We start from the raw sequence: 18,192 nt of genomic DNA on the forward strand, positions 1-18,192 counted from the left end.
GTTTTTATTCGTATTTAAACAATATAACTCTTTCTGCCTTCTTTCAAAAAACAATTCAAACAGCTTCTAACCGTGATACTGAATTTATGAATGATTTTATCAACGAACTACAATTAAAAATCGAAAGACTTGAAAACGAAATTAATTTCAAGAACGGACTGATTTCGATATTGTCTCATGACTCAAAAGAACTGTTTGGAACCTTTCTTTGGCTTATCGAAGAGCTGGAGCAAAAGACTATAAGTGAGGAAGATTTTTTTAAGTTATTGCCGCAGATAAAACGTGATGCCCGGAAGAATCTGCAAACGATTCAGGACAGCATTACCTGGCTAAAAACACAATACGGGGAATTTAAGATTAAACCCGTTACAATCATGGTGATGGACCTCTTTCACTATTTAGAAGAAAAATACACTGTTAAATTAAAAGAAAAAAACGTTAAATTTTATTTTAAAGGAGATCACAATGCATTTCTTACAAGCGATCGCCTGTTGCTCGAATATGTTTTGGATAAAATTTTTAACAACGCGGTAAAATACTCCTTGCCGGGTCAGGATATTTATTTTCAGGCTGTTACAGAAGGTGATCAGGTTGTACTTTCTGTAATTGATTCCGGAACCGGAATAAATGAAAAGTATTTATCGGGGATCTACAATTATGATAATCCCATATTTCTGGGAACTGCAGGCGAGAAAGGAGTTGGATTAAGTTTGAAAATTGTAAAAAAATTTATATCCTTGCTGCATGGAAACATCCAGATCATTTCCGCTAAAAATAAAGGTACTACGGTTTCTCTTTTTTTACGTAAATTTATAGAATGATGGGTTCAAAAGTAAACATTCGCATTGTTGTAGCAGACGATCATGGTATCGTCCGGATGGGTTTGATACAAACAATCAAACGATTCAGACCCGATGCCATAATTTCAGAAGTAGAGGATTATAAATCACTGTACAAATTGATTCTGAAAGAAGAATTCGATCTGGCCATCATGGACGTTAATATGCCCAATGGCACTGTTCAGGAAGCAATAGATTACATAAAATTACATCAACCTGAATTAAAAATTCTAATATTTTCTTCACAGGATGAAGAGCTGTATGGAATGCGTTATCTGAAAATGGGAGCTGGCGGCTATCTAAGTAAGCTAAGCTCCACTGAAGTCATTGAAACTGCTTTGGCGGCTATGCTCAGTAAAGGACGGTATGTCAGTGATAATATAAAGGAAGCTATTTTTTTAGAATCCTTAAATGGCACGACGAAAAAATCTCCCTTTGAAGCGCTCTCAGACCGCGAATTGCAAATTGCCAATAAGCTTGCGGAAGGTCTTCCCCTCAAAGAAATTTCTAATCAGCTGAATCTCCATTCATCGACGATCAGCACTTACAAAAACAGGTTATTTGAAAAACTGAAAATACGATCCCTACCCGAATTGGTGGACATTCTCAGGCTGTATAATCAGTAAAAATGCTATCACAGAAGCTTTAGACTAAATAGTTGCAGACGGGCCACTTTTTGCTCCGGTTCGTAAGTTTTGGAACCTTAGAAGACATCTCTAAGGTCTGTGCTTTGAGTCATATATCGGTATATCATATCATTCTGTCTTTCAGGTTGATTTTTAATATGCTGTTTCATTTTCTTCCCTTGTCCCTGTTAACACAATTAAATAATAATACAACAATGTTGCTGTTGCATTAAGAATAGTATATTTTATCTTATTTTCTGATATCCTGAATGATTTTAAAGAAGATCTTTTTCATTTACAATTTTTTCCGGCCAGGCAAAGCCTGCTCCTCCGTGCAGATATCTTTCCGTTTCGAGGTAAAAAGTATTCACTCCCTGTAGTCCCACTCCTGCATAATAAACGAATTGGTCTACGTGTTCCTGATATTCTCCAAACTCACGGTATTCGCTGTGTAAAGTCATGAAACCTGCCATTTCTTCGTTGTGAATACGAAAAGTTTCTGAACAGGCTTCTGCCAATGAAAGATTGTATTGTTGCTGTAAAACAAAAACGAGATTAAAAACCTCAGTTCCTTTCGCCATTTCTTTAGGCAGAGAATGAATATCGTTCTGCCATGCCACAGTTAAGGTCATATGAGATATCATTTTCTGAAAAACAATGTGTTCAAATATATGTTCAGGTAAAACGAGACCTGACTCTATCTCACCAAAAATCAGATACGGCCGCATAAGAACTGAATATTCGCGGATGGTTTTGAAAAGATGGAGTGATGGTGGCCGTTCAGCCTTCTTGTAAGGATATTCGAGCTCAATTCCATACCGGAACGATTGATAAAAATAATGTATGAAACGTTCTACCCATATCGCAGGCATTAATGCACGGAATTCGTCCCTTATTAATGCTATGTGTTGATAAAGTGCATTTTCTTCGGGTTTTGGCTGCTCTCCTCTGAGAATTGCTGTACATCGATTCCTCATTTGTTCCATTTCCTTGGGAGATGAGTGTTCTACCTGATCGTCGAGCGCAACATATTGCAGCATGAATCTATTGCAAGGGATACTTTGCTCATAAGTGAGGTCTGGCCACATACGCGCAGTACACATATGTAACCTCATTTTCTTGTATTTTTCACGTTGTTTTTCTGTCAGGAAAGTATAGTCGTTATCAATCCATCCTTCCATATCTTTTCCCATTTGTTCAGCATGCGGGCTGATAAGGTCCGGCCATGGATAATAGCCGCGTGGTAGGTAATCTTTTGAATGATATTCTTCGGGTTTCATTTTATTAAAGTTTAAGGTTGTTCTGGATTTACTTTTTTACAGCTTGTTTATATCTGATTTAATTTGTTTTTCATCTCTTCTGCATCCGGAAATTCCATGGCATTATAACGGGCTAATTTGGTAGAAATATTTTTCCAGCCGCTTAATACCATACTCATATAATGCACCCAGTTGACTACGGCATCCTGCCATTCTCCAAAATCCGGAAGAGAAGCCTGTAAGGTGATAAACTCTTTCAGGTCTTCATTATGGAGACGCAGATCCTCCAGACAGGCTTCTTTCAAAGACATTTGGCGTTCGTGCTGTATCACTTTCACAATATTGTAATAAATACTCTCTGTGGCTTCATCTTTCATTACAGACTGTACTTCATTGAAAAACGTTACCAGATGGCACGCTAATGCCTGTAGACGACGAATAACCGGATGGGCATGAATTTCAGGAGGCAGAATGACTCCGGTTTCAACTTCTGTAAGCTGCAGAAAAGGATACAGGCATATAGAATCTTCTCTCAGGGCAATACACTCGGTGATTGTTGGGAATGTTTTATTTTTTTTATACTGCACCTCTGTTTTTAATCCATTAAAGTACCTGCTGATCATTTGTGTGAACCGGGAAATTGATTCCTGTGGAATGAACTGCTGCAGTTCCTGCCTTAATGAGCCCAGCATTGAACCTAAGGGAATTGGAGACTGTGCCGCACTGAGTTCACCATTCAGAATTGCAATTGATTGCAAATGCACATAATCGATGTCATCAGGTTCACTTTCCTCATATAGATCATCATTGTACAAAGTCCAGAGCATAAGCCTGCAAATAGGTTTAAATCGTTCGGCTGATGCGGTAGGAAACCACTGCGCTGCAATGTGGGCCGTTTTTGTTTTTTTGTATTTCCTGCGGACATCAGGATTTTTTTCATAGAGCCAGAGATATTCTCCGTCGATCCATTGATGCTCTGTTATTTCCTGCAATTGATCTGCATAAGGATTTTTTAAAGTGGGAAACGGGTATCTGAACTTTCTGTGAAGCAGTTCAAGCGTGTTAAAATTTTCATTACTCATGATTATATGTTTTTAATGGTTTATTTTTTAGTTTATCATTTTTTAACTCAATAGAGGATATCATAAAAAATGATAAGCTTTGCCCAAAAAATGATATACAGTAAAACCAGCTGTATATCAAAAAGATACAATCATAAATAATGAAATGAAGTTACAAATTAATTATAATTAAACTGTAATTTTATTTAAAAAATTACTGAGAGATCATTTAATTAGTGTGGGAATCAATTCCATTAGAGGTAAATAAACTGGTAACAGATCCTCTTGTTGGAAAGTAGCCAATTTCAGATGATAGTGGATTTTAACCCGGAAGTTTATATTTTTGTAATGCTATGCACAATCAGCTGAACCAACTTATTTCAAAAAATGTAAAACTCTCAGATTCAGAAAGAGAGCTTTGTAATCGGTATTTCGAACCTGTATTGTATCCAAAAAACAGAATAATTGAGGAAGAAGAAAAAATACCAAAGTACCTGTATTTTGTGGTTTCAGGTTTTGTGCGGCTGTTTCATTACAATGATAAAGGAGATGAGATAACCACACATATCAACTGTCCTCCTGGCTTCATTACATCATATACCAACTTTGTCAATCAGAATAAATCTGAAGAAAATCTCGAGTGTATTACCGAATGTGAGCTTTTACGCATCACAAAAGCTGATCTCGACCTGCTTATCCACCAGAGTCCTGCATTTAAGGATTTCAGTTTTTTGGTATTTCAGCAATCCTTGTCCTACAATGAAAAACGGGCAAGGGATGTTGCAACATTGACTGCTGAAAAGCGTTATTTAAAGTTGATAACAGAAAATCCTGAAATTCTGCACAATGTCCCGATGCAGTATATCGCTTCTTTTTTAGGGATGAATCCTAAAAGTTTGAGCCGTATCCGCAAGCAAATTATTAGGTAACATTTGTGAATTGATTTTGAATGGGCATGAGTGAAATTTGCATTATCATTTAAAATCAAAAGATATGACACGCAAAAACTTAGTATTGGTATCAGGTGCGAACGGCCATCTGGGCAATAATCTGGTAAGATTACTTATAAAAGAAGGATTTCATGTTAGGGCCTCCGTTCGCAGCATCCAAAATAAAGAATGTTTCAAGGATCTGAACTGCGAAGTAGTTCAGGCTGACATTACGGACAAAGTTTCCTTTGTTAAGGCTCTTCAAGGGGTTCATACATTTTATGCTGTAGGTGCATCATTTAAATTGTGGGCTAAAGATCCAAAAAAGGAAATCTACGATGTCAATATGAACGGAACCCGAAATACGATTGAAGCTGCTGCTGAAGCGGGCGTGAAAAGAATCGTTTATGTAAGTTCCATTGCAGCTTTGGATTACACCCATCTTCCTGCTAAAGAAAGTAATGGGTATAATCCTGACCGTCGCGATATGTATTATAATTCGAAAAACGATGGTGAGAAACTGGCTTTTCAACTCGCTGAAGAATTAGGAATAGAACTGGTGTCCGTAATGCCGGGAGCAATGATAGGTGGCGAAGCATTTCTTCCTTTGAATGTGTCCTATGGTGTACTGAAGTTAATTTTAAATAAACAAATACCAATGGATACCCAAATAACCCTTAATTGGGTAGATGTAAAAGATGTTGCCGAAGGATGTTACCTTGCTGCTCGGAAAGGACGCTCAGGAGAACGATATATCTTAGCTAATGAAAAATGTATGACTATTACCAACACTACCAGATTAGCTCAAAAGCTTTATCCTGAACTGAAAATCAAAGTGCCGGGTTCTGTTCCTAAATTTGTCCTCTATACCATTGCCGGATTAATGGAACTTTCAGCCAAAATTAGTGGGAAACCTCCTGTATTAACTACAAAGGATATTGCAATGTTTTCAGGACTACAACAGAATTTTGATATTTCCAAAGCCAGAAATGAATTGGGTTTTAATCCGAAAAATCCCGAACAGGCCGTAAGAGAAGCTTTGTCGTATCTGATGGAGCATAAAAATTTGCTGTGATCACCAGTTCCGATGACAGAAATTCAATCTATTTAAAAAAATGTTGGGAAAAGAGTAACTTGTATTGTTAACTTAGATGGAGGAGGTATTTTTTAAATACTTTTCCATCTTTTATTTTTAATGTATTGTTAATGTGAATGTATTTTCTTCAAATTCAAGTTTTTTGGCCAAAATCGACCGTTTTGTAATGGTGAAAGTTCAATGCAATCCGGCTGCATGAAAAATGGTTAATCCTTAGTTTATTTTATATGATCAGCATCATAAGATAAATACTATTATTCTTCTACATTTGTAATAATAAGATAAAAGAAAATAAGAAATAAGAACAGCAAACCTAAACTAAAATTATCATCAGTTGTTAGGAACTTATTTTCATCAAATGGCAGAAAAGGAGCATATTATTACCTTTTGAAAGATGTATTCAACGACCGAAATAATAGATTATTGTTACCATTAAAAAACGATTATCACGGTTCTATGGCTAATAATATTGTTGTATTGCCAGTTAATGCATAACTGCATTATTCCCCTATGATTATGTCGAATATTCCCCACAGCGTTACAAAGGGAGATACTGTATTCCCAATATAACTATACTGTAACGCTTACATGCGAATACCAATATTTTCTATACCTCAAACTTTACCTTATTGCTACCAGCCTTAATTCATATGGGTCGGGGAAAATAAATTAGATAGCTATTCGGAGTTGAAAATTACGAAATAATGTTCAGCAACTATGATTTTTATTCCTTCAGAGATAAAAAATCAATCTGAGTTGTTTAAAACTTGCACTTAAAAGACTGCCTGTTTTATTGAGATATTCATTCGTAACTATAACCAAAAAATTGAATAATATGATTATCGATGAAAATCTTTTGCTCGAAAACGGAGCAGTTTACGAAAATTATCCCGCAAAGGAAACTATTTATGAAATGGGAGGTATTCCCCATTATTATTTCCAGATTGTTACGGGAACAGTAGAATTAAATAATTATCATGAAGATGGTAAGGAATTTACCCTGAACATTATTTTTGAAGGTCAAAGCTTCGGAGAGTCTCTGCTTTTTGGAGATAAGAATTACCCGATGAATGCCGTTGCCCGAACCGATTGCAAAATTATCAGATTACCAAAATCCAACTTTTTGAATATATTGAGTGAAAATATGGAGTTGGTTTTTACCATGTTTCGTTATCTTTCCGACCGGCTTTTTTATAAATATGTAATACTGTTTAGTAATTCAGCCACAGACCCGGTACCAAAAATAAAATCTTTACTGGATTATTACAAGGAAAATTCATTAAAGCAAAAATCTTATCCTTATCAGGTCCCGCTTACCAGACAGCAGATTGCCAATTTAACGGGTTTACGTGTTGAAACCGTAATACGGACCATTAAAAAGATGGCTGCGGATAAACTTCTTAAACTTGATGGACGACGGATTTTGTACTGATCATTTAGAACAGTATTCTCAGCAGTTATACTACAGATGTCCTATATAACAACTACTGGTTGTTAAATACAACTATAAATAGCGGTAAAACAACTCAAAGTATTCATTAATATAAGATATCCGGGTGGTGCACTGATTATCTTTGTATCGTTAAATGAAATAAAAAACTTATCAATTATGGATACGAAGATATTAGGCAATAAAATAGCGATGGCCCGAAAAGAAAAAAATATGTCTCAGGCCCAGCTTGCCCAGCTCATCTATATTAGTCCGCAAGCCGTTGGAAAATGGGAAAGGGGAGAATCTGTTCCGGATATCCTAACCATCAACCAGCTTGCTGATATTTTAGATGTTGATCTCAACTATTTTTCAGAAAATTACCCATCTCAAAATGAAAGAGCAGGTCTTAAGAGTATTGGCCCAATAGAAAACTCAGCACCGTTTGATCAGGCTGATATACCAGAGCAGCTTAACACATTCAAAGGCAGCAATCTTTCACAAACAGACTTTGCAGGCGTTACTGCACATCATACCAAATTTGTAGCCAATTCACTGTCTGGATCGGATTTTTCCGGGGCTGATCTTACCGGAAGCCTATTCAAAACCAGCGATGTGCGTGATTCCAATTTTGAAGAAACGAACCTGACAGACTGCAGCTTCTCCACACTTGATCTGGCAGGGTCAGATTTTAATAAGGCTATTCTTATCCGGACAGAATTCAATAGAATTGGTCTGGGGAAAGTTAAATTTACTGATTTAACAATGAAAGATGTAAAACTGAGAATGATTGATCTTAAAGACACAGTGTTCCAGAAATGTACTTTTGATGGTGTACATTTTAAATATTGTGATATACGGGAAATGTCTCTGGAGGATCTTACTTTCATTGGGGTAAGATTTGACAGGGTTTCATTGGAAGGCGTTACTTTTAAGGATTCAATATTAAATAATGTATCTTTCATTCCTTCTTTTTCTCTCACCAATAAGTATTATCGTGCTATTAAAACGATCCACTTTGACAATGTAAAGATGGATAAACTAACATTTGCTTCCCTCAAAGGCCTGGGAGCTGATTTGTCTGAAGTCACCATTATTTAAATAATCCATTGCCATATTCAACAGAAAACAGGACATCTCATATTGATGATGTCCTGTTTTCTGTTTTATTTTTGAAAGTTTCTGTGAGAAAACTATAATTTTATTTAAAAATTTTTTCACAGAGCATTGGTAGAAATATTCATTTAAATTCTGGAAATGTAATTTTTAAACTACAGAAACAAGATATAATATTACAAGACCGGCAATTTGTTTTTACATGGAGCAAATAAATTTTTCAGCTCTCGTGTATTAAATTTGTACCATCATTAAAATAAAGTAGTTCAATCCTTAAAAAATAAAAGAATTATTTAAGTCAGTAATGATGAAATACAAATGAAAGAACAATAAAAATATATTTAAACTCTCTAAAGTACTCCCCAAAAGCTATATGTAGAACAATACATTTATCTCAGGTTGTAAAGGCTCTATAAAATTTTTATTCTTTTTGTTTATCCTTAAGCAAAAAGCCGTTTTTTTCTATTCCAATTTTAAGTAAAGTGATATTTTTTTTATTTGTGCTATGAATGCACAAGTTGATATAAGATCATATTTACTTGCTGGCCTCATATCTATTCACTTCAAAAAAAGTTTAAACACTAATATAAAAGCAATGAGAAAAAATTTAACAACTTTATTAACGGTAGCCTTGTTAACAGCTTCTTCTGATATTTTTGCACAGACCACAGGTGTAGGGGTGAATACTACAACACCTAATTCCACATTGGATGTTAATGGAAAACTAGGGGTTGCTGATATTGACGGACTTCAGGCGCCGAGGCTTACCCGAGCACAGCTTTCTGCCAAAGGGGATTCTCTTTATGGAGCTGATCAAAAAGGAGCATTGATATATATAACAGATATCTCAACAGGTAATAATACCGGACCTAGAACGAATATCGACAGTATCGGGTATTATTATTTTGATGGTACAGTATGGCAAAAACTGATCTATAATAATATTTATAATGCAGATGGTACACTTACCAATACCAGAACGGTTTCCCAGAATGGAAAAGATCTGAAATTTGAGAATCAACAGACTACAACCATTAATAACAGTTCCGGTCTTGGGATTATACAGGATTCAGGAACGGGAACAAGATCTTCAATGGGTTTTTCCAATGGTGGCAATTACTCATTATTTATTTATTGTGATACTGACTCGGCAGCACAGATTTCTGCTACAGGCAACAGTACGGTACTTTCTATTGGGACCGGTTATACAAATACTCCCTCAGGTATTGATTTTGTGACAGCTCCGGTGGCGGGAGATCGAGGAACAGTACAGTCAACCATAGAACCGGATGGGAATTTTTTTATTCATCAGAAATTGGGCATAGGATATAATAGCGGTATCACATTCGGATCGGAAAGATTAAAAGTAAATGGAAGCATTGCTACAACAACAGCTACTTATCCGGATTATGTATTTGATCAGTATTTTAACGGGATTTCAAATATGAATTCAAATTATAAATTTTCAACTATTTATGATACAGAAAAGTTTATTCAGGATAATAAGCATTTGCCCGGGGTAACTTCTATTAAAGAGTTAGAGAAAACGAAAGATGGATATTCTTTTGATATTACCCGATTATCAACCCAAACTCTGGAAAAAGTAGAAGAACTGTATTTACATGTCATAGAACAGCAAAAACAAATTGACTCTCAAAGAGAACAAATTAATGAGCTACTTACCTTGACTCAAAAATTACAGAAGAAAATTAAATCAAAAAAGCATTACTAAAATTGTAATAATAACTTTACGATTCTGATAGATTATAGAGTATAAAAAAGCGGAATATTTATTCCGTTTTTTTATACTCTCAATACGTACTTCAGCCCATCTTTTTGATAATGGGGACGTTTATTTATGTTTGTGGATCTGGTTTCTATCGCCCAGCCTTACAAGATCCACAGCATTTTTAATATTGAGCTTTTTATAAATTCTTGCTTTATAAGTACTCACAGTGGAAAGGTGAAGGTTGAGTTCATTCGATATTTCAATATTCCCATAACCTTTCACCAGGAGATCAAATATTTCCTTTTCTCTTTCAGATAATGTTTCAAGTGGATTGATGGGAGTATCTTTTTTAGCAGATGAAACAAGCTTTTTTACAATATCCGGTGAGTAATAAGTTCCGGTTTCAAAGATTTGGTGAACTGCTTCCAGGATGTTATTTTCATCTGATAATTTATTAATGTATCCATCAGCTCCTTCAATGATGTATCGTACGGCAACATCATTGTCATACACCGAAAAAACAAGGATTTTAAGATTGGGCTGTATTGTTTTTATTTCACCAATCATACTCAAATATTTGCTTTCCGGCATATTGATATCTAAAATCAGCAGGTCAAACGACTCAGCATATAATTTTTCTGTGAGCTCGATATAGGATTTTGCACAGGAAATTTTTACATCTTTGTAGTGGGATTCCAAAATCAGGGTAGTACCTAATCTTACTACTAAGTGATCATCTGCAATAATAATTTTTCTATTCATCTTTTTGTTTTTTATTTTAATTGATATTGTCGTTTATAACGATCATATTCATCAGCCTCGTGAAGCTTTTGAGCTGTAATGGATACTATATTTTCAGTGTAAGCAATAAAATTATAAATGGAATCTTTTTCAATATTTCCAAAAAATACAGAAGCACTATTGTCTTTAAGATTAAGATAATTATACGTTATAGAATTGTATCCATCACAGCGTACTAAACCGTTTTCTGTACTCAGCCATATAAATCCATATTTACCTTTAATAATATCTTTTACCCTATTCTGTGGAAGTCCATTATCTGTGTCATACCATACAGAAACTGTTTGCTGGCTATAGCAAAGCAGTATCCAGAATAATAGCAGCAATATAACTGCTTTATGATATATTAAGGATAGTTGATACATTTGTGTTTATTCGATTCAGTTATTATAAATGTAGTGAAAATAAATCATTGTTAAAAGAATTAAATGTCGTTTATAAACTACATAAGACTAGATTAAAAATTACAATATTAGTAATCTATTTTTACAGTAATTATTTTATGCTTCGTATAGATTATCAGACATTTGTGTCAATAATTTTAATGCTTACTAATAATTAAAAGTTAAATCAATTCTCAAATTTTTTAAATGAAATTTCTATTAATATTTCACATTTATGAGATATTTTAACGCTTATTTTTAAATGAATAGCATGTTTTACTTGATTAAATTATGAATGATGTCGCTTTACCTTAAAGAATAAAAATAGGCAATAAGTGAATGAATGTAAATAGAAAGCTAAGTCTGATTAAAATTATAAAAATTACATTTTTGATAGCAATGCTTTTTTGGGAGTTCAACCGGTACTTTTTTACAAGCTGGCAGAATGAATGGAATAGCAATATTCTGCATCTGAAATCAGAAATATATACAGAGAAAATAAATAAGAATAGACAATTTTAATCATTGAAGGGTAATGAAAATAGATAATAAGAAAAGAGTAGACCGTTATATGCTTGTTCAGTTAATTATATTGTCGCTGCTTTTTTTGAACATTGGTATTCTCATGTATTTGAAATACATTTTTGCTATAGAATTTTTTTCCTTAACAGCTTTATTGGTGCTTGTATATGGACTGTTAAAAAACCGGTTTATATTCGAATATGAGCATTCCGGAAAGATAATTTCCATCAAAAGCTATCAATGGCCTTCAAACAGAGGAAAAAGTTTGGTTTTAGAAACGGCGCAAAAGAAAATTGTAAGAATAGAAATAAAGGAACAGACTTTTAGAAAATATTTAATCCTTCTTTTTTTGAATTCTTCAGGAAGAATATTAAGAAAAAATATTGATATTACGTTTTGTAGTGAGAATGAAATCAATCAGCTTTTAAAAGATATATCCAACAATTTAATGAAGAATAGATCAGGAACTTACTTTTTATAAAATGTTGGTTTTTGAGTACAGATTCAGCAGAAAATGAGATTACGGAAATGTATTCTGAGAAATCATTAGATGTGAGTTTACTCCTAGAATGTTCAAAATGATTGAAATATGATTTTTTCGTTTCTATTCCTATCATTTAATATGATATGCTCCGCATTACCAGTTAAAATAAAAATGGAGTACAATTTAAACTGACCCGGTTCAGGAAAGTTTATATACCAAAGAAACCATAGACTATATACTGGAACTTTTAGAAGATAAACAGAAAACTTCGTAGAAATCACGAATCACTACGGAATTCCCAAGTCAACATTGAATAAATGGATAAGCAAATACAGACAATAAATACAGGCCCTGATTATAAAAAGATTTACCATGATTTCATAAAGTCCAAATGCCCTGATAAATGGGAAAATGTAAAGCGATATCTGTCAAAAGAATCCATGTCTTTATCAGATGTTTTGAAAGTTAATAACATTATTTTTGTTGACAGGATATCCGAAAACCAAAAATTCAAATCCTATAATAAAGAGACTATTTTTGAAATGCTTACTTATCAAAAAAAACATAAACTAAATAATAGTCAGCTAGCCAGGCATTTTAGATTAAGCCGAAATACTGTCACAAGATGGAAACGTATGTTCATAATATAATCTGCCAGATTGATCACCTAAAGTAATTAGAGCATATAGCTTCGTTTTTTTTCTGAGTTTTTTTAAGAGTATATCTGCGGAGATACTCTTTTTTATTAATTTTCCACAGCATGAAAAAGTTAATAGCTTTTTGATATTAATGATAGAATATTGTAGGGTAATTACTGCATTCTTAAAAACCGGAAACAGAAAAACTTAGAGTGAAAATTTCACTCTAAGTTTTTGCATTTGAATATAAACTTAAAAAACTGTTTTAGTTTTCTTAAAACAGAAGGTATAACCTTGTATTGATGTGTAAGCTTTACGCCAATTTATTTCTTCGCCTGCAGGGACAGGTTATCCAGATAAACAGCCTGATGCACTCCATTCAGCAGAACTTTCAATCCTAAATGTGAATCTTTCTTCAAAGAAACCGTAAATGCTTTTTTCTCTCCTGTTATTTTGGAAGGTTTGGTAATTGCCGTATAGGTTTTTACATCAGAAGGATTATCTACTGAGAAAAGTTCTAATGTTGTTTCTCCTCCGTTATCGGAAAGGTCAAGAGACAGCGTATAGGTTCCGGCTTTAATTTCGGGAGTTACCAGATACATATTTTCTCCCGGATTGCTCATGGAGTAGAATATAATTCTTTTGTCACTTGCATAAAGCATTGCTTTCCCGGATTGAGCAGTCCAGCATTTATGAATATCTTTCCAGGTATCAAAACTTTCTGCAAGAGAGGCCACCGGCTTACACTGTGCTTTAGCTGTTAGAAAGCCTCCTGTCATAACTATTCCCGTAAGTACAAATTTTTTCATGTATTATTTTTATTTATAATGAGTAAAAATAACAAAAAAATGGCTGTACTGGATGCCATTGTTTTATGATTTAAATTAGTTTTAAGATTATTTAGAAAATTGAAAAGAGAATCTTAACTTATACTGAGGTAAAATATTAAAAAGAAATGAAAAAAATACTATTTTTAATGGTCTCAGTAACAGGCATGATACTGACAAAAGCACAAACCATCGAATCCGGCAGCCGAAGCACCTTAGGATATATTAAAAGTGATGGAACGATTGAGAACAGCAGTCATTCCACCGTAGGTTATATCAGGAGTGACGGTACTATTGAAGACCGAAGCCGTTCTACAATTGGCTATATCAGAAACGACGGAACCATTGAAAATAAAAACCGTTCCACAGTAGGTTATGTAAAGGAAGACGGAACAGTAGAAAATAGCAGCCGCTCTACTTTGGGATATATTAAAGAGGATGGAACCGTTGAAAATGCCAGCCGCAGTATAATAGGCTACGCTCATGGTATAAAAAAAGAATGGGTTGCAGTGGTTTATTTCTTTTTTAAACTGTAGAAAAAACGTGAGCTAAGGGCATGCTTTTACTATTTTATCATAAAAATTGTTTCTTTATCTATGATCAGCCCTTATTGGCTTGCAAATTGATACAACAAACTTTATTGAATTTTTGATGACTAATGGCTAGAACGACTGTAACTCTGATTTTCCTTTTAAGTGGTTTTTTCTTTTTAAATGCACAGGAAAAGAAAGATTCGCTGTATTACAAAATAGAAGAATTTTCAGATAAGAGAAAAGTTACCAAATTCATTCACCGCTTTATATTTCGTAGAGAGCCGGATTCCACTTCCGTGAAGTCCAATACTGAAAAGCTTTTACAAAATACTTATAACAAAAAAATTATCAGAAATGTGAGGATAGAAACCATTGACCCTTTTGGATATGGCTCTAATGACAGTAAGGAAATAGGTAAATGGTATGATTGGATAAAGGATCACCTTCATTCCAGTACCAGAAGATCAACAATCAATAATTTTTTGCTTTTTGAAGAAGGAGAAGAATATAACGCCCAAAAGCTCTATGAATCAGAGCGTTTGCTTAGAACAATGCCTTTTATCAACAGAGTTAATATCAGAGTTTCCGACAGCACTTCGAGTAAAGATTCTATAGATGTTGTCGTAAAGGTATTGGATTCCTGGAGTCTGAAGCCGAGAATCAGCTATTCCGGAAGTAAAATCGGTTTGGGAGTTACGGAAGAAAATGTGCTGGGACTGGGACACACACTGGACTTTCTTTACAGAAACGATTCCAAAGAAAAGCAGGATTATCTTTTAGGCAGCTATACTACCCATAATCTTTTTGGTACCTATATCAATGCCCAGATTCTCGGAGAACGGGACTTTTCGAAAAATGAAAGAATTAATTTCAGCCTCAGAAGAGACTTTTTCTCCCCTTTGACGAAATGGGCGGGAGGTTTTACATTTGAATATTTTATGCGGAAAGTTTTACTTCCTATAAATACGGATACTACTTTTCCGGAAGTTCAGATCAAAGTGTACAGTCAGGATTTATGGGGAGGTTATCAGATTCCGGTTTCATCGGATCCTAGTGAAAAAATTTCCAGCAATATTGCCATCATAGGAAGATTCCAGAACTACAAGTACAAAGACAGTCCCGGAATCGATCAGTATCAATATTTCAGTTCTTACAACAGTTTCCTGATGTCTGTTGGATTTATTCAGAGAAACTTCTCAGTTCAGAAAAATATTTTCCAGTATGATTTGCCGGAGGATATTGCTTATGGTAATTCTGTCAATGTCATTGCCGGAGGATTATCAAGAAATAAAGAAGTGAATCCGTATGTGGGAATTTCTGCATCTTACGGACGTTTTACAAAACTGGGATATTTCACGGTGAAAGCACAGTTTGGAAGGTTTTTTAATGAAGACAGCCAGAACAGAGAATCTTTCCGTTTTGACGGAACTTATTTTACAAACCTCATGGACTGGAAATTTGCCAAAGCAAGACATTTCTTCTCTCCAACTCTGGCATTGGGAAATCCACAGCATAATTATTCGTATAAGGATAGGATCAACCTTTCTTCTACAGACGAGTTCCCTGTTTATAATTCTGATTATATCGGGACAAAAAAAATAGTGCTGAGGTATCAGCTTCAGTTGTTTATTAATAAAACCTGGAAGAATTTTCACTTCAGTCCTTATTTAACAACTGCAGTGGGCTGGCTCGGAATGCCTGATGATAAGCTGTTTAAAACTAAGGCCAACACAAAAATCGGGATAGGTGTTTTAATTAATAATCCTTATCTGGTTTTCAACAGGATTCAGATTTCTTTCATGTATTATCCGCGTGTTCCTTTTGATAATAATTCTGTTTTTGATTTTAACAGTAACAGGAATAATCTTTTACCATTGAACAGCTTTGCCACGGATGTTCCTCATTTTGTCAATTTTGGAAATTAATATAACAGACCCTTACATCCGGATTATCTTTTTCAAACCGATCTCAGCAAAAGAAACCTTCCTTGCTTTGGGCAGGGAAGGCTTTGATCAAAATGAGATAAACATTCTGAAAACTACACCACTACATCGATCTTTACATTAATATTTCCGCGGGTTGCTTTTGAATAAGGACATGTCGCATGAGCCGTCTCCACAACTTTTCTGGCTTCATCTATTGCAAGGCCTGGCAGAAGGATTTGTAGGTGAGCCTGCAGGAAAAATCCGTCGTCATTGGTGGCAAGGTCTACAGAGGTATTGACAGATAAGTCCTGAGGAAGAGTAATTCCAGTTTTTGAAGCACCCAAATGCATAGCTCCGATAAAACATGCTGACCATCCTGCTGCCAATAGCTGTTCCGGATTGGTTCCGTTTCCTTTTGAACCGGGAGAGGTTAATTCAATATCTAACTTTCCGTCACTGCTTTTTGCTTCTCCGTTACGGCCTCCGGTTACGATGACATTACCGGAATACAACACTTTACTGATATTGATTACTGTTGTATTTTCTACTTCCTGAATGGTATTTAATTCCATATTTTTATTATTTAGATTAAACGATATTGTTGATTGATATTGTTAAAGTTTTTTTCTTAACTCTTTGAAAGCGGCTCTAAGCTCTTCCGTAAAGACCTGCGGCTGTTCCCAGGCTGCAAAATGGCCGCCTTTTGAGGCTTTATGATAATAATATAAAGTAGGATACGCCTGCTTCGACCAGCTTTCCGGAGCCTGGTAAATCTCATGAGGGAATACCGAAATAGCTACAGGAACTTTAATGTCTTTCGTCTTCTGCGCCTCGGCACTGAAATTATTCTTGTTATTTTCCCAATAAAAACGTGAAGAAGACGCTCCCGTATTGGTAAGCCAGTAAAGGGTAATATCATCGAGGATAGCATCACGGCCAATGACATTCTCGGGATGAAGATCACTTTCACTCCATTCTGCAATTTTTTCGTAAAGGAATGCTGCTAAGGCTGTTGGAGAATCAGAAAGCAGATATCCTGTTGTCTGTGGACGTGTTACCATCATTCCTCCGTAAGCTGCATTTCTTCCAAAGAATGTACTCATTGCATTGTATGCTTTTGCTTCCGAGACAGAAAGTCCTGACGGGGCGGGATCACCGGCATTGATCGGTTTTACAAGTTCGGCAGGAATAGTAGCCGGCATGGTAAGGTGGATTCCTAAAAGGCCAGAAGGAGCCTGTTTTGCTAATGCATCAGAAATAACGGAACCATGGTCGCCACCTTCAGAAACATACTTTTTGTAACCGAGTCTTTTCATCAGTACATCCCATGCGCGGGCAACACGGTCCGGGTTCCAGCCAGGCTCAGTAGGAATCTCTGAAAAACCATATCCCGGAATAGCTGGTATAATCACATCAAAGGCATCACCTGCTTTTCCTCCGTATTTAACAGGATCTGTTAATGGATCTATTGTATTGATAAACTCCAGTGGAGAACCCGGCCAGCCATGGGTAAGGATCACAGGCATTGCATTAGACTCCTTTGAACGTACATGGATAAACTGGATATCAAGTCCGTCAATTTTAGTTACAAATTGGGGAAGTGAATTCAGCTTATCTTCCACCTTTCTCCAGTCGTACCCATTGCCCCAATAGGTGATCAGCTCTTTTAACTGTTCAAGCTGAATGCCCTGGGAAGCATCTTTCACTGTTTCCTTATCCGGGAATCGGGTTTCGGAAATCCTTTTTTTAAGATCATCCAGCTGAGATTGCGGGACACTGATGTGAAAAGGCCGGATACTGGTATCATTTTTTGATGATAGAGTAGCAGTCTCAATTTTTTGCGCTTTAGAAATAGCAGGCGTACCTAAGATAAAAGTTGCTGCTAACAGGATTGTTGAAATTGTTGTTTTCATTGTTTTGCTGTATTAGATTTTAAATCTGTTTTTTCTTTTTTGATGAGACAAAATTATACCCTGAGATACGCCTGGGAAACGA

General features: G+C 35.3%; 16 protein-coding genes. 9 read left to right on the forward strand and 7 right to left on the reverse strand.

All coding sequences use genetic code 11. The features are described 5' to 3' along the window. Positions 1-86 precede the first annotated feature (86 nt). Positions 87-821: a sensor histidine kinase gene (locus JNG87_RS12400; RefSeq protein WP_202838711.1), complete on the forward strand. Its 735-nt coding sequence runs from the start codon at positions 87-89 to the stop codon at positions 819-821. After that, a complete protein-coding gene (locus tag JNG87_RS12405) occupies positions 818-1,465 on the forward strand; it encodes a response regulator transcription factor (protein WP_228406558.1) in 648 nt (215 codons plus the stop codon). Before JNG87_RS12400 ends, JNG87_RS12405 begins: the two co-directional genes overlap by 4 nt. Before the next feature lie 275 nt (positions 1,466-1,740). On the opposite strand, the gene JNG87_RS12410 is transcribed toward JNG87_RS12405, so the two are convergent. Together JNG87_RS12410 and JNG87_RS12415 are read right to left on the reverse strand one after the other, a co-directional pair. Further along, entirely contained in the window at positions 1,741-2,745 is a 1,005-nt protein-coding gene (locus tag JNG87_RS12410; protein ID WP_137906124.1) for a terpene synthase family protein, read from the reverse strand. A gap of 47 nt (positions 2,746-2,792) precedes the next feature. Continuing rightward, positions 2,793-3,806 (reverse strand): terpene synthase family protein, encoded by a 1,014-nt coding sequence (locus JNG87_RS12415; RefSeq protein WP_137906123.1) that lies wholly within the window; start codon positions 3,804-3,806, stop codon positions 2,793-2,795. A 332-nt stretch (positions 3,807-4,138) separates the two neighbouring features. On the opposite strand from JNG87_RS12415, the gene JNG87_RS12420 reads away from it, so the two are divergent. The 5 genes from JNG87_RS12420 to JNG87_RS12440 all read left to right on the forward strand — a co-directional run bounded on the left by JNG87_RS12420 (position 4,139) and on the right by JNG87_RS12440 (position 10,087). Then, positions 4,139-4,714 carry a Crp/Fnr family transcriptional regulator gene (locus JNG87_RS12420; protein ID WP_202838712.1) on the forward strand — a complete coding sequence of 192 codons (576 nt, stop codon included), beginning with the start codon at positions 4,139-4,141 and terminating at the stop codon, positions 4,712-4,714. Positions 4,715-4,778: 64 nt separating this feature from the next. Beyond that, complete coding sequence (locus JNG87_RS12425; RefSeq protein WP_202838713.1) at positions 4,779-5,789, forward strand: NAD-dependent epimerase/dehydratase family protein; 1,011 nt, start codon at positions 4,779-4,781, stop codon at positions 5,787-5,789. An 856-nt stretch (positions 5,790-6,645) separates the two neighbouring features. Further along, positions 6,646-7,242 (forward strand): Crp/Fnr family transcriptional regulator, encoded by a 597-nt coding sequence (locus JNG87_RS12430; RefSeq protein ID WP_202838714.1) that lies wholly within the window; start codon positions 6,646-6,648, stop codon positions 7,240-7,242. A 177-nt stretch (positions 7,243-7,419) separates the two neighbouring features. Then, positions 7,420-8,340, forward strand: coding sequence for a pentapeptide repeat-containing protein (locus tag JNG87_RS12435; protein ID WP_202838715.1), 921 nt, complete (start codon positions 7,420-7,422; stop codon positions 8,338-8,340). A 610-nt stretch (positions 8,341-8,950) separates the two neighbouring features. Next, positions 8,951-10,087, forward strand: a complete 1,137-nt coding sequence (locus JNG87_RS12440; RefSeq protein ID WP_202838716.1) for a hypothetical protein — start codon at positions 8,951-8,953, stop codon at positions 10,085-10,087. A gap of 120 nt (positions 10,088-10,207) precedes the next feature. Here JNG87_RS12440 and JNG87_RS12445 read toward each other — a convergent pair whose 3' ends face one another. The 3 genes from JNG87_RS12445 to JNG87_RS12455 all read right to left on the reverse strand — a co-directional run bounded on the left by JNG87_RS12445 (position 10,208) and on the right by JNG87_RS12455 (position 13,721). After that, on the reverse strand, positions 10,208-10,846 hold the full coding sequence (locus tag JNG87_RS12445; RefSeq protein ID WP_137906118.1) for a response regulator transcription factor: 639 nt from the start codon (positions 10,844-10,846) through the stop codon (positions 10,208-10,210). An 11-nt stretch (positions 10,847-10,857) separates the two neighbouring features. After that, positions 10,858-11,211, reverse strand: a complete 354-nt coding sequence (locus JNG87_RS12450) for a hypothetical protein (RefSeq protein ID WP_202838717.1) — start codon at positions 11,209-11,211, stop codon at positions 10,858-10,860. A 2,024-nt stretch (positions 11,212-13,235) separates the two neighbouring features. After that, entirely contained in the window at positions 13,236-13,721 is a 486-nt protein-coding gene (locus tag JNG87_RS12455; RefSeq protein WP_202838718.1) for a hypothetical protein, read from the reverse strand. A 146-nt stretch (positions 13,722-13,867) separates the two neighbouring features. Here JNG87_RS12455 and JNG87_RS12460 point away from each other — a divergent pair, with 146 nt between their 5' ends. Then, positions 13,868-14,275 (forward strand): 5-fold beta-flower protein, encoded by a 408-nt coding sequence (locus JNG87_RS12460; RefSeq protein ID WP_202838719.1) that lies wholly within the window; start codon positions 13,868-13,870, stop codon positions 14,273-14,275. A gap of 122 nt (positions 14,276-14,397) precedes the next feature. Beyond that, a complete protein-coding gene (locus JNG87_RS12465) occupies positions 14,398-16,197 on the forward strand; it encodes a hypothetical protein (RefSeq protein ID WP_202838720.1) in 1,800 nt (599 codons plus the stop codon). A gap of 113 nt (positions 16,198-16,310) precedes the next feature. On the opposite strand, the gene JNG87_RS12470 is transcribed toward JNG87_RS12465, so the two are convergent. Both JNG87_RS12470 and JNG87_RS12475 read right to left on the reverse strand, forming a co-directional pair. Beyond that, positions 16,311-16,769, reverse strand: coding sequence for an organic hydroperoxide resistance protein (locus tag JNG87_RS12470; protein ID WP_227944362.1), 459 nt, complete (start codon positions 16,767-16,769; stop codon positions 16,311-16,313). 42 nt (positions 16,770-16,811) lie between these two features. Further along, entirely contained in the window at positions 16,812-18,110 is a 1,299-nt protein-coding gene (locus JNG87_RS12475) for an epoxide hydrolase family protein (protein WP_202838721.1), read from the reverse strand. Positions 18,111-18,192 lie beyond the last annotated feature (82 nt).

This window comes from Chryseobacterium cucumeris (assembly GCF_016775705.1).
Taxonomy (GTDB): Bacteria; Bacteroidota; Bacteroidia; order Flavobacteriales; family Weeksellaceae; genus Chryseobacterium; species Chryseobacterium cupriresistens.